We start from the raw sequence: 24,658 nt of genomic DNA, 5'->3' as shown, positions 1-24,658 counted from the left end.
TTTTGTTTATTTATTTATATTTTTTGTACTTTTTAAATAAATAATTAATTCTACCCACTTGTAGAAAAATTAAATTAACCAAAAATTTTCTCCGAAATTTAAAGTAATCCTTATTAACTATATAAACTTTTTAAAAATTCCCCTTAAACCAATATCTTCAATGTCTTTTATCTATAATTTACTTTTTTCTACTCCTTTCAAAATTGACAGTACATTTTTATCATTCTTACCAATCGTAACTAGTTCTTTAGATTTACTATATAATTTTGCCCTTATTTGTCGAATAGCATAGAGCTCATTTCGACCATGCACCAAAGGCTAAATGGTTGATAAGTTTTACTCTTTGAAGTTCAATATTATAGTTGAAGGAGATTATGTATTGGAGGAGTTTTATATATGCAAAATTTACAATTTGAGTCTTCCTGGGAGCATGCTATTGCTCTCAAAGATAGGGAACTAATAACCAATATTTTTCAAAATAGTAGTACAGAAGATGGGCAAAGTATTCGATTGGAGCCCATTTGGGAAGCAATGAATTATAAAGGAGAAGTTTTAATCACTGTCCTAATCCACAACTTTTCAAATACAGGACTAACTTTTCAAAATCAAAAATTTACCTATATAGAAAAAGAAACAATTATTGCAGAACATATCTTTACTGTTCCTCAGTTAATTATTAAACCAAAAACAAGTATGCCTTGGACATTTATCTTCCCTACTGAAAGTTTGGAAATGAAAGAAATCCGTGGGAATGGAAAACTAAAAATGGAAACGAACTCTCCGTAGAAACGATAGCTGCTCCTTAAATAGAAAATACGCCTAACGAAAATGATATTTCGTTAGGCGTATTGTTTTACAAGGCTGTTTTTATTAATTCTTTATCTTTTCTACCATGTAGTAAATAGTAAAGTGGAATACAAATAATAATTACTACAACCATTGATACAAAGATTGCACGATATCCAGTCTCTGGCACGATGAATCCTAAAACGTAAGGTCCTACACCTAAACCTAAATCAAATAGGATAAAATAGGTTGCAGTAGCTAAACCGAAACGGTGAGGCTCTGTCACTTTAACTGCAATCGTTTGTGCAACGGAATTAAAATTCCCATAACCAAAACCTATAAATGCTGCTGCTAGAAGTAACATCCAACCTGCGGAAGCTTGACTAAATAAAAACATACCGATAGCAAATAGTACAATGCATGGGTATACAATAATGTTTGCACCTTTAGAATCCATTAATTTACCTGTAAATGGACGAGAGAAGATAATAACAATTGCATAAACTAAGAAGAAATAACTAGCTGCACTAACTAGATTAATGGACTCCGCATAAAACGACAAAAATGTCATTACGCCTGAATAACTAAACCCGATGATCAATGCAATAAAGGAAATAGGTACTGCCTTCGGTTCGATAAATTGAGATAAAATTGAAGTTTTTTCTTCTGTTTTATCTGGTTGTTTAATAGGAGGTAATTTTAGTTTCACAGCTGCAAAGAATAATATACATATAATGGATAAAACTAAGTTCATCGTGAACATGATAGTAAATCCATTGTCCATTTTCATCAGTAGAATTCCGATAAACGGCCCAACAGCTGTTGCTAATATAGCACTTAAACTAAAATAGCCAATCCCCTCTCCTTTACGAGCACTTGGCAATATATGAGCCACAATGGTACCCGTTGCTGTACCAATAATTCCAACGGCGATCCCTTGGACTAATCGGTTAGCCAAAAGTAGTGAAATACTATTCGCCAAGAAGTAAAGTCCCGATGTAATTGTAAATAAAGTTAAACCAATCCATAATATTTTAATAGGTCCTTTTTGTCCGATGAAACGTCCCGCACTAATTCGCCCTATCAATGAACCAATAATAAAAATACTTGATACTAAGCCCGCCGTACTAGTTGATGCTACAACCTCTGATTTTGCATAAGATGCGATTGTTACCATTAGCAAAAAGAATACTAATGTTGCCAAAAAATTTATAGTTGAAACGATTATAAATTCCTTTGTCCAAAGTTTTTCCTTGTTCATGAATTACCACTACCTCCTAATATTTTGTTGCAACTTTTCTAAAACATTTTCCATTATCGTGCATTCTTCTTCAGTTATGCCTTCTAGAAGCGAAGATTGGAAAGTATGAACTGCCTTTTTTAATTGCTGATATTTAACTATGCCTTCCTCTGTTAAATGCAATACTTTCTTTCGCTTATCTGTTCCATAAACTACGTATATCAAATGTTGATCAATAAGTTTCTGCGCAAGTGCTGTAACTGATGGCTTCTCAACACTCCAATATAAAGCAATTTCTGAATTTGTCGCAGGACCAACTTCATATATATATCGGATCAATCCCCATTGCGCTTCCGACATCTGGAATGGGCTTAACACACGCTGCAAACCATTCGCATAAGGTCGATGAAAAATTTTAAATTCAACAAACATCGAATACATATTCGTGTCCTCCTTTAAACTAATTAATATTAGTTAGTTCACCTAACTAATTAAATAATATTTAGCGTGTTTTGTAAAGTGTTTATTTATTCCATTCATTTTAGTTGTCGTGCGGTTACATATAAAAGCACCCTTACCATTTCTGGAAAGAGTGCTCTATAAAAGTTGTTATAATAATTTTTCTAAGTAGGCTGATCCTCAATCATTTTCCATAAAGAGTAATAACTCTAATCAAATTTTACCCTCTTTTTTAAGTTGTTCTTTTGCGTTTTCAACTGCTTGCATTAATTCTTCATCTTGAACAACCCTGTTGTCAGGGTCCCACTGTTCTCCAACTGGCAATTCAAACTGGAAGTTCTCCGCATAAGGGGCAGGTCGATTCATCATATATTCAACAATTTCTTTTGCTATAAACTTTCTTGCGTCTTCGGGTGTCCGTTTGCCAGTTACAATTTCATGCATCATATTTAAAGATAGCGTATTCGCTCCTTCGTTGTCGCAGTGAACGGATACCTCTCCTTTCGTTCTATCAATAACGATACTGCCTTCCAATAGTGCAACATCGCCTACTTTTTCTGCTGGAACGTGGTAATCAATAAATTGCTCGAGTACATCAGTATGTGGTTCTGGAAAATCATGTGGTACTTCATCACGAAATGCAATCGTTCTTTTCCATGGACCATTATTGTACCAAAGTATACGGCTTGGTGTTATTTCATTCGGAGGTCCGTAAAAGTTAAAAGTGTTTTGGGCTGCCCTGTTAGAATTAGGAGGCCATTGATCAATAACTTTATGGAAGTGCTTCACATCCACCACCTCCGAAGAACCTTTATCCCCACCGTTACCAGTTTCATGAAGATTCTTATTACTTTCCATTGCCATTGCTGCTAGCTCTAGACGGGCATTTGCAGGAGCTTGATTGGCAGCAGTTTTTGCTTTTCCAAAGTTCCCCATTTACTCATCTCCTTATTATATGCATCCATTTATCTTCTTCCCTATAGTTTAATAGATAAACATTTGTGAGGGTTCAAGTACTTGGAGTTTCAAATAAACTTTGGCAAGGCTCCAAAAAAAATGACTCTGGTGGAATACCAAAGTCATCTAATAGTTGCATAAATAAGCAAGGTTTCTTTTATTAAACTATCCGAAACTAAGAGAGCAGCTTTCATAGTTTGAATTGGATCGGTGTTTCCTTAAATTGGTAAATCTAAATTTTTCTTTACATTTATATTATTTTAAATAGTAAACTTTTGTAGAGACTCGGAACTAAGCGTATAATTAGCTACTTTCTTCTTCCACTGCTTAACTACATCAACCTGGTCATCGTCACTATAAACAAAGAAATTTATTTCTTTTTTTTTCCTTCTTACCTTTATGACAAATGGTATAACATCTGTCTCTGGATTTAGAAACAATTCTTCATGGCCTGGGAATATATGATTTCTTTCTAAAAATAGAGCTCCATTAAAATAGTCGGTAAATCTATTTTTTTCTTTCTCTTCTAATTGCTTTCCGTTAAATGTTACAGTAATATCTTTTGGATCGAGTTTTGGATGAAGTGCAAATTTACTTACAACCCATCCTACAAGAGCACTCGGTGGACTCATTAAAAATTTTAAAATTATACTAATTACTATAATAAGAACAGTAATCCACGTCATTCATATCAACTCCTTGGATAATATCTGGTTACCAAATTTACCTGTAGGTACTTGTTTAGCATTAGTAGAAAAGAATATAACCTATGATTTTAAATCAATTTGTGTCATCCAAATATCTTTACAGCAGAACTAGTCCCTATTCTTGAAGCACCTGCAGCAACCATCGATTTTATATCCTCTATGTTACCTACTCCCCCTGATGCTTTAACCCCAACATTTGATCCAACTGCTTGTCTCATTATCATAACATCTTCAGCAGTTGCTCCATGCAAGGAAAAGCCCGTTGAAGTTTTGACATAGGTTGCACCAGCTCTTACAGCCAATTCGCATGCTCGTACTTTTTCTTCATTAGTTAATAGACATGCCTCTATAATAACTTTTACTAGTGCCTTTCCTTTTGAAGCATTCACAACTGAACGTATATCTTCTTCAACTAGTGCATCGTTTTTATTTTTTAATGCCCCGATATTAATTACTGTATCTATTTCTGTAGCCCCATTTTCAATGGCATTTATAGTTTCAAATGCCTTTGTATCGGTCGTGTTCGCACCTAAAGGAAATCCTATAACCGTGCACACATTCACATCCGAATCAAGTAAAAGTTCTGCAGATAAGCTTACCCATACAGGATTAACACAAACAGAAGCAAAACCGTATTGATCTGCCTCTTGACATAAATTGATTATTTCTCTTTCGGTAGCTGCAGGTGAAAGTAATGTATGATCTATTAATTTTGAAAAGTTCATTTTTATTTCTCCGCCTTATCGTTTTTTATTTAAAAGGTCTTTTGATTACACTTATTTTTTAAAATTTAACATCTTCTCCACCTTGAACAAGAAAGCTTCGATATTTTTTGTGTATATACTATATGGTTAATCACTTCTCCATCATAAAGCCTTTCAATTTTTTTGTGACCATCCAATTCAATTATTTTTTGACCATCCATTTATCATTAAATAGAAAAAGAATCATGAAGATCATGATTCTTAAGTAAATTCTAAGATAATAGTAGTTATTTAAAGAAAGTGAAGTGCTTCTGCAAATCGTTTAATTCCTTTCTCGATTGATTCTTCATCTTCCCTAGCGAAGGTAAATCGGACAAAACCTTTTTTAGATCCCATTGTTGAACCAGGGACATAAATTATCCCCCTTTTAATAGATTCCTCTAGTAATTGCACTTCATTATAGTCTTTTTTAATCTTGCACCATATATGAATGCCCCCTTGTGGAGTAGAAAATTCCACCTGATCCTTTAAATAAAAATTAAGGCTTGAGACAATTTGATTTCTTCGTTTTTCTAATTCCTTGACCAATCTTTTAATATGAGACTGAAAATTTTCAGATTCCATAAAATCATTTGCAATCCATTGTGTAAAGCTGGAGTGACCAAAGTCTATTTGTTGTTTTGCATCAGATAATCTTTCTATAACTGATTTTGGTCCAATAATCCAACCAATTCTTAATCCTGAAGCGATAATTTTTGACAAAGAGCTGATATATAAAACATTCCCATGAACATCCATTGATTTTAGTGTAGGGATTTTTTCTCCAGTAAAAGATGTTAAACTATAGGGATCATCTTCTACTACAGGAATTCCATGTTCAGACGATATCTTTAAAATAGCTTTCCTTTGTCTTTCATTTAATAAAGAACCCGTAGGATTTTGATAAGCAGGATTTAAAAATATCATTCTAATTCGATGTTTTTTGTATAATAACAGCAAATTATTGGGATTGATGCCACCTTTATCGACAGGCAAATAATGTACCTTTAAGCCTGCTGATTGAAAAATAGGAAGATTATAGTTATAGGAAGGGTCTTCTATTGCAATTGCGTCTCCAGGCTTTAACAAACACTGAACTACTAAGTGTAAGGCCTGTTGCGCACCAGATGTTATCAGGATTGAGGAAGGATTGGTTTCGATTCCTCGATACTTACTTACATGTTCTGTCAGGGTATTTCTTAAGATAGCGCTGCCCTGAGGGTGATCATATCCCAAGCTTCCAATAAAGGAACGAGTTGAAGTAATTTCTCTTAGGAAACTCATGGGAAATAGGTCTTCCGACAGTTCTCCGCTAGCTAAATTAATTAATTTATGATCTACCGTTTCATTTCTTATTCTTTGCGTAACAGGTAGATTAGGTAAAAAAGAACCCGCCTCGATATACCTATTCCAGCTCGGAATTCGCTTCTTTGCAATACCCCAAATATCTTTACTAATGGTAGTCCCACTTCCTCTGGTTCTTTGAATGAGTCCATTTGACTCCAACTCATCATATGCAGCTACTACTGTGCTTCTGTTTAAGTCTAGTTCCTTCGCTAAATTCCTTTCGGATGGTAGTAGTTTATCAGGTGGAAATGTACCATCTGCTATTCCATTTTCAATATACTCAGCAAGTTGTTTATATATAGCCTTTTTTGCTTTTCGGTCTGGTCTCCAATCCATATGTAACAGTCCTTATTATTTATATTTGCAAATCATTCTAAATAATCAGATTCTATTGTAATTACTTTTATATGTAACCATCCAATTACTTGTTATTTCAGCCATTCACTTCTACATCTTAACTTCTTTTCATAAATCTTTTCAAACTTGAAGCGCTTTTTGTAGCCAATGCTTTGTAAATAGATTTTGCATTCCCCTACTTTTCAAAATTTTTGTAACTAATATAAAAAACAGTTGTTAATCAAGTACCTGACAAACATAGTCTATGAAACTTCCAAGAATACTTGAAAGGGTTTTTTCTATGAAAAAAATTTTATCTTTCAAGAATCCACTTCTACTACCCAGTTATAAATCCAAACTTTTGCTTTTACTCCATAGTTTAACCCCACATAATAACAAAAATGATGTTGTTATGTGGGGTTGGATACTCTTTTTCAATAGAACAAAAATCACACTTATCGCGCCAATATTTCATCAATGTGCAACCGCTTTATCGTAATTCGAATGGTTTGTTGCTTCGGGTACATATTCTACATATGTTCTTTTTATTATCTTTATCGTGAACAAAGAGCGCACATACCAACAAGATATCTAATAGAATTGAAATACATTGCGTTGTTCTTTCGCTAGATAGAGTGCTGCGTCTGAACGTGAAATGAGTATTTTTGAATCTATCCCATTTTCAGGGAACATGGCGATCCCAATACTAGATGTCGCGACAATTCTTTGGTTGTCAATGAGATATGGAACTTGAAAGGCTTTATGCAAGCGTGACACTATTTCTAACGCTTTTTTCTTATCCTTCAGGCCGTTTAGTAGAATAAGAAATTCATCCCCTCCGATTCGGCAAAGAACATCTTCTTCTCTTACGTGCTCTTTTAAGCGGTTTGCAAATTGCTTCAATAGCTGGTCCCCTACATCATGACCTAACGAATCATTGATACGTTTAAATTTATCGATATCGATATACATCACTGCTAGCATATGATTCTTTTTCTCTGCATTTTCAATTGCTTGATTAATCTGTGTCGTAAAATAACGTCGGTTTGTTAAACCTGTTAATGGATCATGGAATGCTAAAAATTCAAGTTGTGCATCATAATTTTTTTTGGAAGTTATATCTCTCAATAATATTTGTATAACAGATTCACCTTCAAAAACAATCGCCATTGCGATAATTTCCACCCAGATTGTTTCACCGTCGAAACGTAAAAGCCGTTCAATAATTGGCTCTTTTGTTGATATGACCTGTTGAATTTTAGCTTTAAGCGTAATTTTATCATCCGTTCTAATAAACTGCCAAACTGACTGACCAATTACTTCCTGTGCACTCTTGGCACCAACTAAACTAATTCCTGGAGAGTTTACAAAAGCTATTTTCCCGTTACTTTCTACAAAAATGGCATCGGGTATAAATTCAACTAAATTCCGATAGCAGTCTTCACTTGCCTGAAGTCTTCGTTGAATATTCATATGTTCGGAAAAATCTTTATACATACCAACAGCAAGTACTTCCCCATTATTAATCGCACGATAGGAAGCTAATATGTCTAAAACGATCCCGTCTTTTCGTTTTCTTCTCGTTACATAGTAAGGAATGTCATGTCCCCGCTTAAATTGTGTCAATTGTTTCTGATGTTCTTCTGGTGAATTATCTGCAAAAAATGGAAAACAAGAATCTTCTCTAAAATCGGTTTCTTCCCAACCCAGTATAGCAGTAAAGGACGGATTTGCTGTTAGAATTCTTCCATCGTACCCAATGGTAAAAATGGCTTCGTTCGTATTGTTCCACACTAGTTCTAAAACATTACTCTCCACCACTGATTGACTATTAAATTTCATTTATTGTTCCCCTCTCTACTAAAACAACAGGAAAATTTAAAAAAACTAATCGGATTGGCTACCGATTAGTTTTCAGACGGATCATTGAAAAATTTGTTGATACCACTCTTTAGCAGCTTCCACTTCTGCCATTGTGAGCTGATGTCCTGTATTTACCCATTGAACTCCAACCGATGCATTTGCATCTTCTAAAAGTTGTTGCAGATCAACTGATTCTCGTTGTGGACAAATCGGATCGTTTGTTCCGGCAGCGATAAATACTTGAATTCCTGTTAAATCTGGGAGTGTGATACCACGTCTTGGTACCATCGGATGATGTAATATCGCACCCTTTAATGCATCTTTAAAATGGAACAGAAGACTCGCTGCTATATTTGCTCCATTTGAATAACCGATAGCTATGATGTTTTGACGATCAAATTTATACTCCGCTGAAGCTTCATCTAAAAAAGCATTAAGCTCGTTTGTACGGAATATTAAATCTTCCTCATCAAATATACCTTCAGCTAGGCGTTTAAAGAAACGAGGCATTCCATTTTCTAATACATTCCCTCGTACACTGAGTACAGAAGCCTCGTGATCCACAATATTTGCTAAAGATAACAAGTCATGTTCATTTCCACCAGTACCATGTAATAGTAATAAGACTGGCTTCTGGCTATTTGTTCCTTGTTTAAAAATATGTTCCATAATAATAATTCTCTCCTTTCAAAAGGTTTAATTCTAGCGTACTTTTTACTATTTAGGTCTTTCCATAGAAAAAATTTCGCCAATTTTTGCATAGCTAGTGCCAGCTAAACGACTGACAGCATTTAAACCACGTGGATCGATCCGACCGTCTTCATAAATTGCTTGAGCTATATGAAACCGTACAACTTCTCCAATGAATAAATCACTACCAGGTTCTTCTCCACCTAGAGGAATTGCTTGTACTAGTCTGCATTCCATTCGAACTTTTGCTTCCTTTATACCCGGTACAATAACATTTTCACTTGGTACTAGGGTTAGATTCGCCAATTCGATTTCACTTTCCGATGCAGGTAATGAAGCTGCTGTTTCATTGATTTTCGCTACATTCTTATCATCCACAATATGCACAACAAATTGTTGGTTATCATAAATATTACGAGCAGTATCTTTTACACGTCCATCAGGTCTTTGTATAGCAAGTGACACCATCGGAGGGTTTGATGAAACAATATTGAAATAACTAAATGGTGCCCCATTAACAATTCCATCCTCAGATTGTGTGGTAACGAAAGCAATAGGTCGAGGAATGATGGAACCAATTAAAAGTTTATAATTATCTCGCTCACTATTTTGCTTTGGATCAATTGAAATCAATATGTTCAGCCCCTTATTAGTTGATTGGACGCACTTGAATTGGAATTAGTGAATTAACTAATTGTTCACGGTGTTGCTCGTATTGTGGGGGTAACATTAACTGAGTCCCCATTGTTTCCAGCGTTTCATCATGCGCAAACCCTGGAGGATCTGTTGCAATTTCGAATAATATCTCCCCTGACTCACGGAAATACAATGCATTAAAGTAGTTACGGTCTTTCAACTCGGTTACATGTTGGCCATGATTCATGGCATATTGTTGCCATTCAAGATGATCTACATCATCCTGTGCACGCCATGCAATATGGTGAACGGTACCGACACCCATTGAACCTCTTACACCAGTGACCATTTTTAAATCTATAATATTGCCGATATCTGCTGATGCTTTAAAGCGTGTATAATCACCCTCAGTTCCAACCACTTCAAGTCCCATTACATCCGTTAATGTTTTAGCCGTTTCTTCTGGTCTGCTTGAGTAAAGTGTTGCACCACCAAAGCCTTTAATCGCTACTTCTGGTGTTACCCCACCAAATGTCCAGTTGTTTTGTTCACCTTCAGCACGTTCAACAAGTTCTAAGTGTAAGCCATGTGGATCATCGAATTGAATCACTTGTTCACCAAAACGCTCCGCTTTTTTAAATGGAATCGCTAAAGTTGCAAGACGATTTATCCAAAAACTGAATGATCCTGTTGGCACTACATACGTTGTAACTCCAACTTGACCGTCTCCAATTTGTCCTTGATAAGCATTCGCCCAAGGGAAAAATGTAATAATTGTTCCTGGTTTTCCTCCACCGTCTCCAAAATATAGATGGTAAGTACCTGGATCATCAAAATTCACTGTTTGTTTAACTAAGCGTAATCCTAATACACCTGCATAAAAATCTATATTTTCCTGTGGATGACCTACGATTGCTGTAATATGGTGAATTCCCGCAGTATGTTTTTTCATCATTATTTCCTCCTCTAGTTGATAAATTTTACAAATTCATCGACTGGTTTACGGTACCCACGTAAACGCCGACTACTTATTTTTTCTTTTCCTATGGTAATCATCAATACTACTTCATGTGTGTCTGGAACATGAAGTAATTCACGTACCTTCTCCTGGTCAAAACCAATCATTGGACAAGTATCCCATCCACGATTTTTTGCAGAGAGCATGAACATCATGGATGAAAGTGATGCATTTCGAATCGCATCCTCCTTCATAAATTGCTCCCCTTTACCTTCATAGAATTCGTTATTCTCCTGGATCATTTTGTTTAATTCGAAATCTGTAATGATCCCTAAGTCTCTCATTCCTTCATGAAGGCGTTCTGTTTGACGATAAGCATAACGATCTGCTAATACTAGAATAACTGCAGATGCGCTATGTACCTTGTACTGTCCATTTGCAGCTACTCTTACTTTTTCCTTCATCTCTTCATCTAAGACAACTACATATTCTGTATGTTGTAAGTTAAAGGCTGAAGGGGTCAGCTTTAAATCATCAAAAATAGGTTTTAAATCACTTTCAGTCATTTTCACTTCTTTTAAAAAGTTACTTGCAGATCTACGTATATCTATTAATTTTGTAAAGTCCATACCTATTCCCTACCTTTACTCTATTGGTGCCAAATTTGCCTCGATTTCCGCTCGTTTGCCTTCTAAAAATGGTGGTAAGTCTAACTCTTTACCTAGGGATTCAATGGTAGAATCCACTGTAAATCCTGGTCCATCTGTCGCTAACTCGAATAAGATCCCATTCTCTTCTCTAAAATATAAGCTCTCAAAATAGTAACGGTCTGTTATTTTCATAACTTCAAAACCAAAATCTCGAATACGCTGGTGCCACTCCCTTAACTCCCCACCATCTTTTACTCGGATAGCTACATGATGCACACTACCTTTTCCAGGTTTTTCCTTCGCACCCTTTTGTTCCACAATGACAATTTCACCAAAAGCCTGGCCTTTTACCGACTGATAGATAGCTTCGTTTTCTTTACGTGAATCAAGTTCATACCCAAATAGGTTTTCTAATGTATTTGCTAAGCTATTAAGTGATTGTACAGTAATTTCCACTGCACCCATTCCAAGAATACGATGCTCCTCTACAACAATTGAATCATCCCAAGACTGCCAATATGTCGGTACTTCATCGCCATTATTATTCAATAGGATTAAGCGCAAACCCTCCGTATCTTCAAAATGAAGTGCTTCACGACCGGCATACATGGTCAGCTTCCCATGCTTCACATCGAGTAATTCAAATCTTCTCTTCCAATATAGTAAACTGTCATAAGACGGAACTAGTAAGCCAATTCGTGTAATGGCATTCGTTCCTCGTTTCGTTCTTCCTGCCATTGGAATTTCAAAGAAGGATAACTCTGTTCCTGCACTGCCCGTTAAATCTCCATAGAACAGATGATACATACTCGGATCATCTTGATTGACCGTTTTTTTGACCCTACGTAGTCCGAGCACTTTTTGATAAAACATGTTAGTTTGTTGACCCTTTTTGGTAATCATGGAAATATGATGATGTCCTGCTATCTTGTTCATCTTGTTCCCTCCCTTTCTTCTATAAACTCTGAGCGAAACCTTCAATCTACTTGATAGCGTTTTGCTCAAAATTTATTTATATAATCACAAAATGTGCACATGCACATTTTGTGATATGTAGAGATTTACATCATTAATAATTATTTACGTACTGTATTTAAAGCATTTGTCCAAGGAATAACTTGGTCAAGCATTTGGTTTACTGAATCTGCTTGAACTGCAGCTGGTTTGAAGTCAGTACCATTTTCAAAGTCTGTAAATAATGATAATGCTGGATGTACACGTACATGTGCTACAAGTAATTCACTTAAAATACCGCGTAAATGTTCCGTTGCACGAGCTCCACCTACAGAACCGTATGATACAATACCTGCTGCTTTGTTGTTCCACTCTTCACGTAAGTAATCTAATGCATTTTTAAGTGCTCCTGTGATCGAGTGATTGTATTCTTGTACGATGAACACGAATCCGTCTTGTTTTGCAATGGCTGCTGACCAAGCTGCCGCACCTGATGCGTCGCCGCCTGCTTCACCTAATAGCGGTAATTTGAAATCTGCGATATCGATAATAGTGTAGTTTGCATCTCCACGTTTGTCTGCTAATTCTTTTACCCATGCTCCAACCTGTGGACTAACGCGTCCTTCTCGTGTTGAACCTAAAATAATACCTATATTTGATTTTGTCATTGTTTTTTCCTCCTCATGTTGTTGTTCTTGTGTTCCAAATAATTTATTTAAAAAGCCCATTTTTTCAATTTCACCTCCTTAAAAGTACTCTTTTTCTATGTTGAGCGTGCTTCGAACTGTGTCGATTGGTCGTACGGCTGCCTCAATCTGTTCGCGTTTCCCTTCTAGGAAAGGCGGTAACGATAAGATTTCTCCAACTGTTTCATAAGGCTCATCTCCCATAAATCCAGGACCATCTGTTGCCCATTCAAAAAGAATGCCGGGTGCTACACGAGCATATAACGATTCAAAGAAGAAGCGATCCACATAACCTGAAGTCCCAAAACCAGCAGCTTGCATATGTTCAATCCATTCATATAGCACTGTCGTATCTTCTACGCGGAATGCTGCGTGATGTACTGTACCATAACCTTGGCGGCCGACTGGCAAGATCGTATTATATTCCACTATTACTTGTGCCCCATTGCCTCCCTTACCAATTTCAAATAAATGCAGTGAACCTTCTTGTGCGATTTCACGCATTAACATTACTTTTTCCAATACTTCCTTAAAATAATCAAATTGTGCGATCCGAATATGAATTGGTCCTAAACCTGTAATCGCAAATTCTAATGGTACTGGACCATTTTGCCAAGGTGTTCCTGATTCGATACCCTCGTTGAATTCATCAGAAACCAACATATATTGTTGATCATCAAAATCCACAAATGAAATAGTTTTCTTGCCAAACACTTCTTCTATACCATTATTTTTTACTTCGTACTTATCAAAGCGTTTCACCCAGTAGTCAAGTGCCGCGTCTGTTGGCACACGGAAAGCTGTTTTATAAATCTCGTTGGTTCCATGTGTTCCTTTTGGAATACCTGGAAAATCGAAGAATGTCATATCTGTACCCGCAGAACCTTTGTCATCTGCGAAGAATAAGTGATAAGTCTGAATATCGTCCTGATTGACTGTTTTCTTTACTAGACGCATTCCTAATACATAGGTGAAAAATTCATAGTTTTTTTCTGCACTACTCGTTATAGCTGTCACGTGGTGTATTCCTTTTAAATGGTTCATTATGTTTCCTCCTTTTTTGCATTTAATTAATAATTCTCGAATCCGAGGTATTTACTAAAAAAATTAATTTTTATAATACTCCACTTTTTCTAGTAGTTCTATCATTTTGTTCATATCTGCTTCCGTTAACCTGCCAAAGATCTCTTCCATCTTCTTCTCATGTGGAGGGAAAATTCGATCCATAAATGTCTTCCCCACACTAGACAAACTAGCATACGTCACACGACGATCTTCCGGACATGCTTTACGAACAACAAACTTCTTCTGTTCTAGCTTATCTACCACATAAGTGATGCTACTACTTGAAATGAGAGCCTTTTTCCCAATCACTTGAATCGGCTGATCGCCTCTTTGATAAAGTAATTCTAATACAGCAAACTCTGTAGGATTCAATTCATATCTGGCAGCATCTTTTCTAATTACTTCTTGAATCGATTGGGAGGCACGAAGGATAACGGAAACAGCATTCAACTTTTTTGTGGCTAATTCCAATCGTATCACTCCTCTAATGTATCTTTATTTAATATATCATTAATTAAAGTATCTTTAATTCGAACTAAATATACCATGAATTCATTTTAGTTGTCAACACTTTAGCAAATATTGAATTGCATTAAAGCCCAACCTATAAATTATGAGACATTATGTTGTATCTATAAGTTTAAATGATAGAGCTAGTCACACTTATTGGGAAAAGACTTCCATCTATGGTGAAAGAAATAATTCCCGATTCCTCTGAAACTACTAGAACTAACGCATCGCATTTTTCGGAAAGTCCCAACGCTGCACGGTGCCGGGTGCCCAGTTTCTTTCCACCTGACGATATGTTTGATAATGGAAGAACGTTCGCAGCGGAATATATTTTATCTCCTTTTATTAATACAGCACCATCATGTAAAGGATTTCCCGGATAAAAGATAGATTCTAATAATGATGGAGTCAATGTTGCGCCAATAGCTGTACCAGCTCTAATTAATGGGTCCACTTGGTCCTTCCGCTCAATCACGATTAATGCACCATGTCTTTGATGAGACAAATGCTGAATGCAACTAGATACTTCCAAGTATTTATCAGTATAAGGTGATAAATAATTATTTAGGTAAAAAGAAGCCGCCATCGTTTCTACTTCTTCAAATTTATCCTTGAGATCTTTAAGCTCCCCCAAAACACAATAACTATCATTGTTTAATGTTTTTATTCCTTTATTTATCTCGAATGATATACTTTCTAAGCTTTTTGTTAATTGTTTCTTTAGTGGTGTTAAATCAAAAGCTTTTTGAGACATATTTAAAGATACCTCGTTTCAAAGTTATATCCACAACTTACTGGGTACCTTTTACTTTACCCAAAAAATAGTAAAGCATACTTACTACTTTAAAGGAATTCTCATAATTTTTTTCAATGACATCATCCTTCATGTTTAATTGACTAGTAACTCTCGCTCCCGCAAGCTCGTCGTAATAACATTTGCTGAATGAAGATAAATTTTGTCCGCAAAAAAATAGCCCCGTTCAATTTTTAGAACAGAGCTAAAATCATCGCATTCTGCGGCAATGCCTGAGTAACCAGCCTCCTGTTGACCCAAGACTTAGGCTGATGTCACAAATCTTGAATAGAACTGGATGCAATTTCACCTAGGCGCAATTAATTTTATAATAATTGCTGAATATCTCAAATAATTATCCGTATTGACGAACAAACTGTTGGTATGAAAAATATTAATCTGAATCCAATATCTGAATTTGAGATATTCTCTTGTTTCCCTAAATTTTCAAATCCATTTTAGAATAATGAATTACAATTTTCTCTAATACTTCAATACCTATTAATATATCATCATGATCAGTATACTCATCCGGATGGTGGCTTAAGCCATTTACAGATGGGACAAAAATAAGACCAGTTGGGCATAGCTTTACCATATTCATAGCATCGTGACCTGCTCCACTTGGCATTGTTTTATAAGAAATATCCTGTTCCTTGCAAATTTTTTCCATAGCATTAATAATTTCAGTAGATAATATTACTGGTTCCTCCGAAATAATCTCCTGACTAAAGATTTCTAAATGTCTAGTTCTTCCCACTAACTCAATCGTTCGATTTAGATGGTCTAACACACGCTGTCTTGATACTAATGAAGTTCCTCGAATGTCAACTTTGATTTCTACTTCACCCGGCACTACATTCATTGCGCCAGATTGAATATCTAAAACTCCAATCGTAGCAACAGTTCCATAATTTTGTTCACTAATTGCTACTTTTTCAAGTTCCAACGCTATTTCGGATGCACCTAGAAGAGCATCATTTCGCATATTCATCGGAGTTGTGCCAGAATGTGAAGGGGTTCCTATTATTCTTATAGAAAATCTAACAGGAGCTGCTATTCCGGTAACAATACCTATCTTTTTATTTTCGTTCATTAATACAGGACCTTGCTCTACATGCAGTTCAAAAAAAGCCTTTATATTTTCATCTTCCCTACTTGCATATTCAACACTATCAATTTCAAATGCACATAGAGAAAGTGCCTCTTCCAATGTTACTCCATTACGATCTTTTAAATATCTAACTTTTTCCTTATCAAATGTACCCGCCATCGCTTTGCTTCCTAAAGTTGAAACACCAAATCGAGAAGACTCTTCACAAGCAAATGAAATTATTTCGATTGGATGATCTGTTTCAATTCCTTTTTCATTAAGTCGTTTTACAACTTCCAATGCAGCAGTAACACCGACTACCCCGTCATAATTACCACCTTGATAAACAGTATCCAAATGAGAACCGATTAAAACAGGTGGAAGTCCCTTTATTCTACCTTCTCTTCTCCCAATTGCATTTCCACATTGATCTATCCGGATATCTAATCCTTCGTCCTTACACATTCGCATAAAAGCTTGTGTACATGCCTGTTCTTCATTTGTATAAGCAACTCTTGTGATTCCTTTATTCCCTGAGTTATATTGATTGATTTTATTAAAAAGTATTTGATATCTTTGCTTACTATCCATATTGATATCTCCTGCCTCACCCTCGTAGTTTCTGCCTATAGTGAATACTCAGAATATTTACGTCACTAATTATGAATTATTTTAAAATGTGAACATAGTTTTCAATTCTTTTTCAGACTGGTAATGACAATTATGTAGTAAATAAAAATATGCAGGGACAATGAAGAAAGAATTTAAGTAATTTAATTCCCCAAAATAAAAAGTACTGTCTACCGCTACATTCTTTTCAGAGGTAGTGATAGACAGACCAAATTTATATATTTAACTTTACATTACAATACGTGTACCTGTTTTACCAGCAAGAGCATCTTGAAGCTTATCAATAGAAGTAATGATAACGTTCTTTCCGCCTTTTTGTAGGAAAAGAATAGCTGCTTCAATTTTTGGACCCATGCTTCCTTTTGGAAATTGTCCTTCTTCCAGATAGCGAAGTGAATCTTCAATAGTCACTTCCAACAGATTTTGTTGGTTTGGCTTACCAAAGTTAATGGCAACTTGTTCCACACCTGTCAAAATGAATAGATAATCGGCATTAATGTCAGCTGCAAGTAATGCACTTGCGAAGTCTTTATCAATAACAGCTTCAACGCCTTCTAATTTTCCGCCATTTTCGATTACAGGAATTCCGCCTCCACCAGCAGTAATAACGGTAATATCTTTATCAAGCAATGCTTCAATCGCTTCTTTTTCTACAATTCTTGTAGGTTTTGGAGAAGCAACAACACGTCTATATCCTCTTCCGCTGTCCTCAACAAACGAAAGATTTCGCTCTTCTACAATTTTCTCCATTTCTTCTTTTGAATAAAATGGCCCAATTGGTTTTGTAGGATTTTCAAATGCTGGGTCTTCTTTAGCAACAACTGACTGTGTTACTACAGTTGCAATTGTTTTATTAATATTTCGTTCAACCATCTTATTTTTAAAAGCTTGTTGGATTAAGTAACCTAAGTTTCCTTGAGTTTCCGCATCAAGCACATCTAAAGGATATTCTGGGACTACAGATTTAGCCATTTCTCCTCTTATTAACGTATTACCAACTTGCGGACCATTTCCGTGAGTGATAACAACCGTATGGCCTTGTTCCATTAATTCAAGAACAGGCTCAGCGCTTTCCATGATATTTTGGCGCTGTTCTTCAATCGTACCTACTTGACCTTCTTTAATAATGGCATTTCCGCCAATCGCTAGAACGACTTTACTCATATAAACACTCTCCAACCTTTTAATTTGTTTCGGTTATTTTTTGATTTCTAAAAACTAACATTCCTATAACAATACCTAATACAGTATCCAATCCTGAACTGTGTCCAACTCCAATTAAGTCATGAAAGGCTTTCTCGAAATTAGAAGCATTACCGCTTGCAAGTGTATTAACCATATCGGAAACGGTTGAGCTGTATTCCCGTTTAAGTGCATAACGTAAATACTCTCTTGCCACATCAGTTGTAATCGACTCACCTTCGATTAGCTCTGAAACTTTTTTATAAAAGCAAGTGGAAAGAAAACCTGAAACTGCATCAAAGGCAAGCAGCCCGACAATCATATCATCCCCTGAGGGAGTCAAGCCTTGTCCTCTTCCAAGAAAGTATCTAAGAGCTTTCTCTATTAAAATTTCATCACTTGACTCGGCCGCTTCAACCAACATAATCAAATATGGTTCTACTTCATTCCATCTTTGTTCACCTTCAACATACTTAGTTAAAAATTCACGGATGGAAATATTCAGTCCAGTTTGGTTTTCTATTTCGTTTAGCTGTAAACAAAATCGTTCAAAACTATCCTTAAAAATCTTTGAGCTTTTTAAAGTAGTTAATTCATTTTTAAAACTTTTGCCTCTTTCAAGACTGATCGTTATACCTGGTATTTCAATGGTGTCTGTTCTTCTATTCCAAATAACTGAATCTCCAATATTTACAGAGGAAACAGCACTTAAAATATCTTCTTCGCGAAGATGAATTCCAAATGGCAGGAGACCGTTCTTATTATTCCCTATAAACACTAGAGAATCGTCCATTTTAATATTAAAGCCATTAGAAAAACGACTATGAACGTGTCCATTTTCATTGTTATAAAGAAGGAGAGGAACTAGATAACTATAGTCCTCTCCAAAAAGAGTGCAATTATTCATTTATTGTGGATCAATTAGACCAAGGCTTACAGCGTATGCATCAATCGCTTTTTCAAAGGCAGCTAATGGAGCACGAACTGTACCTGCACCAATTTGGCCAACTCCTGCTTCTCTATGTGCAATACCTGTGTTGATAATTGGTTCAATTCCAGTTTCAACAACTTTTCTTGCGTCAATTCCTAGGGCAGAACCTTTGAAGTCCCAAGTTGGAATAGAGAAGTTAGGGTTATGATCGATACAAATTTCCATCATATCATTACTTGTAGTAACTGCATCATCCATACCGCCAGCACCTACAAAGCGTGTAACACCAGGAGCAGCAATCATTGCAAATGCCCCTACTCCGAATGTTTCAGTAATGGCACTGTCACCCATGTCAGGACAAGCCATGTCTTGATCATAACCAGTAAAGAATAAACCTTGAGGTGTATTAACTGGTGCTGTAAACCATTGGTCGCCCATACCAGCAATACGGATTCCGAATTCATGACCATTACGGCACATTGCTGTTACAACAGTACCGTGTTGGATTTCACGAGCTGTATCCATTACTGCTTTAGTAGTTGCCATCGCAATATTCAAGAAGAATTGATCTGTATCAGCTAAGAATTGGATTACGTCTTGCTGGTCTTTTTCATTTACATCTGTTTGTAAAATGTATGGCACGATGTCTTTTAAGAAAATAAGTGAACCAGCAATATTACGTTGGTGGAACTCGTCACCCATTGTAATTGCTTTTGCCATTGCAACGTTTACGTTTAATCCATCGCCTTTTACTTTAAGTGCTTTAGAAATAACAGGTCCAAGTACATCTCTGAACCATCCAAGACGGTTTATTACATCTTCAGAGTAGGCACCAAAACGTAGAACCGCACCAATACCTTCATTCATTGTGCAATATGCGCGATTTCCACCATCACGATTTTCTACAACAAGAACTGGCATGCTTCCAGATGTAATTCCACCCATTGGACCAACCGCATTCACATGGTGACAAGGAATGAATTTGACTTCTCCATTTTCAAGCATTTTAAATGCATCATCAGCGTTAGATGCCCAACCTTCAAATAATGTAGCTCCAACACAAGATCCTTGCATCGGGCTTGTCATGTTTTCCCATTTAATAGGTGGTCCTGCATGAAGTAATACTTTTTCGTTTAATTCTTTAATTACAGATTTAGCTGGAACAACATCCACTAAAAATGGTGCACTCGATACTACTTTATCGATAACTGCTCTGTTTGCTTCGTCAATTGTTTTAAATTGTCCGTACATTATGCTTCCTCCTAAAAATTCATTGGTCATTTAATTTATTGACCTGAAGTTTGAATAATTTTTTTTGATTAACGAAGTACACTTAAAACTTGACGCAATCTTGCGTTACCGCCAGCAACTGGACGCCAGTCATACTGAACAACTCTTCCGCCGTTAGCAGTAATTGCTTCTGTGAATTTCTTTAATCCAACGTTAACAACGTTTGGTTTTTCAGTTAATAATTTTTGGACAGCTTCCGAAACAGTAATTTCAACTGTTGAAGTTTCTGTTGCAGGAACTAATTCTTTTTGTACTTCTTCGATTTGAATATCAAGCATAGCTAATGCAGTAAGAGTTGCTTGGTTGTTGCTATCACGTAAGATAACTCCAGCTTTTTCTAATTTTGCTTTTTGCTCATCAATGCTTTGTGGATCTTGGTCGGTACCACATACAGTTGCTACGAAGTAAATTTCTTTACCTTTTGCTTGTGTTTCTTTTTGAATTTTTTCGATACCAGGAATAAGTGCGCCAGCCATATCTTCATGAGAACCATATCCTAGGACTAGGTCAAATAGGATAATTGCAGTTGATTCATCTTGTGCTGCTTTTTGGAAGTATTGAATTCTAGTATCTGGATCAATCATTGGATGCGGTTTACCTTGTGTATAAATATCATCACCTAGGTCGATCACTTCAAATCCATTTGCACTTAGAAGATATCCTTCCTCATGAGCACCAGTATTATCATAGTTAAGACCTCTACTAATTAAAGTAGCTGCTTCATAACCTAATGTACCGCCTGAATATAGACCTTTAATTGTTTTTTGCTCCGGCTTTAAGTTTACAGCAGGTATTTGACTTTGTAATTTGTTGTAACTTGACTTAATTGGGTTACCTTTAACAAGATCAACAGCAATCGCAGCTGTTTCTTCAAGTGTGTTAGCATAATAAATATTGCCTTCATGGTTATGGGGTTCTTCACCAAGGAAAATAGCAACAACTGGTTTAGAAATACTTTGAAGTAATTGAACTACCTCATCACGAACCTCTTTAGCAGGTGGTTTTGAGATTAATGTGATTACTTCTGTTTGGCTATGTTGTGCTAATGCTTTAATACCATCTAACATTGTAATCGCACCTATTTTTTCGGAAAGGTCACGACCACCGGTACCGATTGCATGACTAACTCCAGCGCCTAGACGGTCAATTTCTGTTGTAACTTCTTGAATACCTGTACCAGAAGCTCCGATTACACCAATTTTTCCAGTTTTAACAACGTTCGCGAAAGCAAGAGGCACGCCAGAAACTACCGCTGTACCACAGTCAGGACCCATTACAAGAAGTCCTTTTTCATGTGCTTTTTCTTTAATACGACGCTCATCTTCAACCGTTACGTTGTCACTGAATATTAGTACGTGCATATCTCTATCAAGTGCTTTTTCAGCTTCTTCAGCGGCATATTGACCTGGCGTAGAAATAATTGCTAGATTAGCACCTGGCAAAGCATTTGTTGCTTTATCCCAAGAGCGAACAGTTTCGAAAGCTTCTTTACCAGCAGAGATTGCTTGGTTGTTTAAATAGTTGTCTGTTTCTTCAAGAACCTCTTGAATTTTCTCTTCTGAGTCAGTATCAACTACTATACACATATCATTTGACGCAGCACTTTCAAGTTCTTCTGTGTATAAATCAGCAGCCTTTAAAATATCTTTATTAGACGGAGTTCCCATCATGATTTGAACTTTGTTAATGCCTTCCATAGTGGAAATTTTGTTTGTAAGAAGCATTAAATTAACTGAATCCTGGTAGGAATTCTGTTTAACAATTGTATAAAGCATGTTTGAATGCACCTCTTCTTCTAATTTGTAAAAATGACTTGTCCAATTACTACATTCCTAAATAATTGAAACTGCAAATTTTGCAATGCATACAAATAAAAATCCCAAAAGTATTGGTATATTTATTGTATTCCATTTAAGTAGGGCGACTTTCTTTTCTGCCGCCCTTTAATACAGCGTTTTTTCCATTTATTATGCAAAAGGACTTTTATGATCATAAGCATTATTATGAATAACATCTGAAGTTAAATATTCATAAATATGATCGACAATTTCAATGCCGTCTTTTTCGTATGCTTCTTCTCTTTCAGCACTTCTTTGTCCAGGATAGTAAACTTGGTTATAACCTGTAGCTGGTTTAATATCATTCAATTCTTGTATTGTTTGAGCTATAGATTCTTTAAAAGAACTAAGTCCAGCAAAGTATTCTGGATTAATAACAATGTGAAGTTGACCTAGATTTCGACCTTCAGTTAAATCATGGTACATAGAAGATACTTTGTTTCCAAATGGCAGACCTAACAGAATGCCAGAAAGCACGTCAACCATCATCATTAGTCCATATCCCTTTGGTCCAGCAATTGGCATCAAAGCATTTACTTTAAATGGATCTGTTGTAGGTTCCCCGTTGCTGTCAACAGCCCATGTATCAGGAATTGGCTCGTTCTTCGATCTTGCATGAAGGATTTTCCCCCACGCCTGTATAGTAGTTGCCATATCAAAAGTAATATGTTTACCGTCTTTCCCTGGTGCAGCAAACGCAATTGGGTTCGTCCCATAATAAGGTTCTGCTCCACCAAATGGAACAACCATTGGGTCGGATTGACAAACGGAAATACCAACTAAATCAGCATTAGCTGCTTGCTGAACAAAATAAGAAAGCGCACCGCTATGACTAATTCTTTTTACACCTACTATAGCAATTCCGTTTTCCTTGGCCATTTTAATAGCCTCATCCATAGCTAATTTTGCCGCAACGTGCCCAGCTCCATTATCACCATCAAATATCGCTGAACATGGTCCTGTTTTTTCAAAGTTAAATTCCGGGAGGTTATTAATTCCACCTTTGGCAATTCGTTCAGCATAATACTCAACTCGCATTGCTCCGTGAGAGTGTACGCCTCTTGCATCTGCATGAACAAGAACATCTGCAACTCCAGAAGCATGATCTTCCGTTAATCCAGCCTTATGAATTTTTGTAGAAATTAACTCATGCAATTGCTCCTTTGATACTCTCATTCCTTCTCACCCTTTGAATTTGACTTTACTTATTTGTACTTTAAAAAACTACTTAGCAAACGGATCTTTATGATCATATTGATTGTTATGGATTACATCAGAACGTAAGTATTCTAATATATCATCTACAATTTCAATGCCATTATCCTTATACTCTTCGATTACAACATCATTATTTTGACCAGGATATAAAACCTTTGTGAAGCCTGTTGCAGGTTTTATCTGGTTTAGGTCATCCATTGATTGCGAAACATCTTTCTTGAAGCCGCTTATACCCCCGAAAAATTCTGGATTAATGACAATATGAAGCTGGCCTAATTTGCGATATTCAGCTAAATTATCGTACATAGAAGAAACTTTATTTCCAAATGGAAGGCCAAGTAAAATACCTGATAAAACATCAACCATCATCATTAGCCCGTATCCTTTTGGTCCCGAAATTGGCAATAATGCATTCACACTAAAAGGATCTGTTGTTGGCTCGCCATTTTTATCTACTGCCCATGTATCAGGAATAGATTCATCCTTTGATCTTGCATGAAGAATTTTCCCCCAAGCTTGAACTGTTGTTGCCATATCTAAAGTCATGGATTTACCATCTTCAGAACTTGGTGCAGCAAAGGCAATTGGGTTCGTGCCATAATAAGGCTCTGCTCCACCAAATGGAACGGCCATCGGATCTGACTGACATAAGCTAATTCCTATAAGATCAGCCTGTGAAGCTTGATGAGTAAAGTAAGAAATCGCTCCGCTATGGGACATATTTCTCACTCCAACAATAGCAATACCATTTTCTTTTGCCATTTTTATGGCTTCATCCATTGCCAATTTGGCAGCTGTATGGCCATTTCCGCCATCTGCATGGAAAACGCCGGAGCAAGGACCTGTTTTTTCGAATCTAAAGTCAGGGTTTGTATTAATCCCACCTTTAGCAATTCTTTCAGCATAATATTCAACACGCATGGCACCGTGGGAATGAATTCCTCTTTCGTCTGCAAATACAAGAACATCTGCAGCTGTATCTGCATGACTTTCTTGAAGGCCTGCTTTATGAAGTTTATTTTGTATTAATTGTTTTAATTGTTCTTTTGTAACTCTCATTTTAGACACCAACTTTTTTTTTGATATATGTCTTTTC

General features: G+C 36.2%; 24 protein-coding genes. 1 reads left to right on the top strand and 23 read right to left on the bottom strand.

Annotation, left to right across the window (positions count from 1 at the left end; all coding sequences use genetic code 11):
• Positions 1-396: 396 nt before the first annotated feature.
• Positions 397-786 (top strand): SLAP domain-containing protein, encoded by a 390-nt coding sequence (locus ACN6MX_RS00950; protein ID WP_419960821.1) that lies wholly within the window; start codon positions 397-399, stop codon positions 784-786.
• 67 nt (positions 787-853) lie between these two features.
• On the opposite strand, the gene ACN6MX_RS00945 is transcribed toward ACN6MX_RS00950, so the two are convergent.
• The 23 genes from ACN6MX_RS00945 to allD (ACN6MX_RS00835) form a co-directional block, all read right to left on the bottom strand.
• Positions 854-2,047: an MFS transporter gene (locus ACN6MX_RS00945; RefSeq protein WP_419960820.1), complete on the bottom strand. Its 1,194-nt coding sequence runs from the start codon at positions 2,045-2,047 to the stop codon at positions 854-856.
• Between the two features lie 9 nt (positions 2,048-2,056).
• The gene (locus ACN6MX_RS00940) at positions 2,057-2,467 is read right to left on the bottom strand and encodes a MarR family winged helix-turn-helix transcriptional regulator (protein WP_419960819.1); all 411 of its coding nucleotides are present in this window, start codon (positions 2,465-2,467) and stop codon (positions 2,057-2,059) included.
• A 231-nt stretch (positions 2,468-2,698) separates the two neighbouring features.
• Positions 2,699-3,421 carry a hypothetical protein gene (locus ACN6MX_RS00935; RefSeq protein WP_419960818.1) on the bottom strand — a complete coding sequence of 241 codons (723 nt, stop codon included), beginning with the start codon at positions 3,419-3,421 and terminating at the stop codon, positions 2,699-2,701.
• Positions 3,422-3,702: 281 nt separating this feature from the next.
• On the bottom strand, positions 3,703-4,128 hold the full coding sequence (locus tag ACN6MX_RS00930; protein WP_419960817.1) for a YfmQ family protein: 426 nt from the start codon (positions 4,126-4,128) through the stop codon (positions 3,703-3,705).
• A gap of 104 nt (positions 4,129-4,232) precedes the next feature.
• On the bottom strand, positions 4,233-4,874 hold the full coding sequence (gene deoC, locus ACN6MX_RS00925; protein WP_419960816.1) for a deoxyribose-phosphate aldolase: 642 nt from the start codon (positions 4,872-4,874) through the stop codon (positions 4,233-4,235).
• Positions 4,875-5,144: 270 nt separating this feature from the next.
• Positions 5,145-6,575 carry a PLP-dependent aminotransferase family protein gene (locus ACN6MX_RS00920; RefSeq protein WP_419960815.1) on the bottom strand — a complete coding sequence of 477 codons (1,431 nt, stop codon included), beginning with the start codon at positions 6,573-6,575 and terminating at the stop codon, positions 5,145-5,147.
• Positions 6,576-7,166: 591 nt separating this feature from the next.
• Positions 7,167-8,417: a diguanylate cyclase domain-containing protein gene (locus ACN6MX_RS00915; protein WP_419960814.1), complete on the bottom strand. Its 1,251-nt coding sequence runs from the start codon at positions 8,415-8,417 to the stop codon at positions 7,167-7,169.
• Positions 8,418-8,498: 81 nt separating this feature from the next.
• The gene (locus ACN6MX_RS00910; protein ID WP_419962521.1) at positions 8,499-9,110 is read right to left on the bottom strand and encodes an alpha/beta hydrolase; all 612 of its coding nucleotides are present in this window, start codon (positions 9,108-9,110) and stop codon (positions 8,499-8,501) included.
• 45 nt (positions 9,111-9,155) lie between these two features.
• On the bottom strand, positions 9,156-9,761 hold the full coding sequence (locus ACN6MX_RS00905) for a flavin reductase family protein (RefSeq protein ID WP_419960813.1): 606 nt from the start codon (positions 9,759-9,761) through the stop codon (positions 9,156-9,158).
• Positions 9,762-9,777: 16 nt separating this feature from the next.
• Entirely contained in the window at positions 9,778-10,716 is a 939-nt protein-coding gene (locus tag ACN6MX_RS00900; protein ID WP_419962520.1) for a ring-cleaving dioxygenase, read from the bottom strand.
• 14 nt (positions 10,717-10,730) lie between these two features.
• Positions 10,731-11,351: a nitroreductase family protein gene (locus ACN6MX_RS00895; protein ID WP_419960812.1), complete on the bottom strand. Its 621-nt coding sequence runs from the start codon at positions 11,349-11,351 to the stop codon at positions 10,731-10,733.
• A gap of 15 nt (positions 11,352-11,366) precedes the next feature.
• The gene (locus tag ACN6MX_RS00890; RefSeq protein WP_419960811.1) at positions 11,367-12,308 is read right to left on the bottom strand and encodes a ring-cleaving dioxygenase; all 942 of its coding nucleotides are present in this window, start codon (positions 12,306-12,308) and stop codon (positions 11,367-11,369) included.
• Between the two features lie 140 nt (positions 12,309-12,448).
• A complete protein-coding gene (locus ACN6MX_RS00885) occupies positions 12,449-13,054 on the bottom strand; it encodes an NADPH-dependent FMN reductase (RefSeq protein ID WP_419960810.1) in 606 nt (201 codons plus the stop codon).
• Positions 13,055-13,072: 18 nt separating this feature from the next.
• Positions 13,073-14,056, bottom strand: coding sequence for a ring-cleaving dioxygenase (locus ACN6MX_RS00880; RefSeq protein ID WP_419960809.1), 984 nt, complete (start codon positions 14,054-14,056; stop codon positions 13,073-13,075).
• 63 nt (positions 14,057-14,119) lie between these two features.
• Positions 14,120-14,548, bottom strand: a complete 429-nt coding sequence (locus tag ACN6MX_RS00875) for a MarR family winged helix-turn-helix transcriptional regulator (RefSeq protein WP_419960808.1) — start codon at positions 14,546-14,548, stop codon at positions 14,120-14,122.
• Positions 14,549-14,717: 169 nt separating this feature from the next.
• Positions 14,718-15,341, bottom strand: a complete 624-nt coding sequence (gene cdaS, locus ACN6MX_RS00870; RefSeq protein WP_419960807.1) for a sporulation-specific diadenylate cyclase CdaS — start codon at positions 15,339-15,341, stop codon at positions 14,718-14,720.
• Positions 15,342-15,819: 478 nt separating this feature from the next.
• Positions 15,820-17,064, bottom strand: coding sequence for a Zn-dependent hydrolase (locus ACN6MX_RS00865; RefSeq protein ID WP_419960806.1), 1,245 nt, complete (start codon positions 17,062-17,064; stop codon positions 15,820-15,822).
• 267 nt (positions 17,065-17,331) lie between these two features.
• Positions 17,332-18,267 (bottom strand): carbamate kinase, encoded by a 936-nt coding sequence (arcC, locus tag ACN6MX_RS00860; protein WP_419960805.1) that lies wholly within the window; start codon positions 18,265-18,267, stop codon positions 17,332-17,334.
• 19 nt (positions 18,268-18,286) lie between these two features.
• On the bottom strand, positions 18,287-19,063 hold the full coding sequence (locus ACN6MX_RS00855; RefSeq protein ID WP_419960804.1) for a DUF2877 domain-containing protein: 777 nt from the start codon (positions 19,061-19,063) through the stop codon (positions 18,287-18,289).
• 129 nt (positions 19,064-19,192) lie between these two features.
• Complete coding sequence (locus ACN6MX_RS00850) at positions 19,193-20,467, bottom strand: DUF1116 domain-containing protein (RefSeq protein ID WP_419960803.1); 1,275 nt, start codon at positions 20,465-20,467, stop codon at positions 19,193-19,195.
• Positions 20,468-20,535: 68 nt separating this feature from the next.
• Positions 20,536-22,281 carry an acyl-CoA synthetase FdrA gene (gene fdrA / locus ACN6MX_RS00845; protein WP_419960802.1) on the bottom strand — a complete coding sequence of 582 codons (1,746 nt, stop codon included), beginning with the start codon at positions 22,279-22,281 and terminating at the stop codon, positions 20,536-20,538.
• A 192-nt stretch (positions 22,282-22,473) separates the two neighbouring features.
• Entirely contained in the window at positions 22,474-23,520 is a 1,047-nt protein-coding gene (gene allD / locus ACN6MX_RS00840; protein ID WP_419960801.1) for an ureidoglycolate dehydrogenase, read from the bottom strand.
• A gap of 48 nt (positions 23,521-23,568) precedes the next feature.
• Complete coding sequence (gene allD / locus ACN6MX_RS00835; protein ID WP_419960800.1) at positions 23,569-24,621, bottom strand: ureidoglycolate dehydrogenase; 1,053 nt, start codon at positions 24,619-24,621, stop codon at positions 23,569-23,571.
• Positions 24,622-24,658: the final 37 nt, after the last annotated feature.

Source organism: Psychrobacillus sp. BM2, from assembly GCF_048572895.1.
In the GTDB taxonomy this organism is placed as follows: Bacteria; Bacillota; Bacilli; order Bacillales_A; family Planococcaceae; genus Psychrobacillus.
Note: the sequence above shows the minus strand (reverse complement) of the source record. Positions and strands in the feature narration are given on the sequence as shown.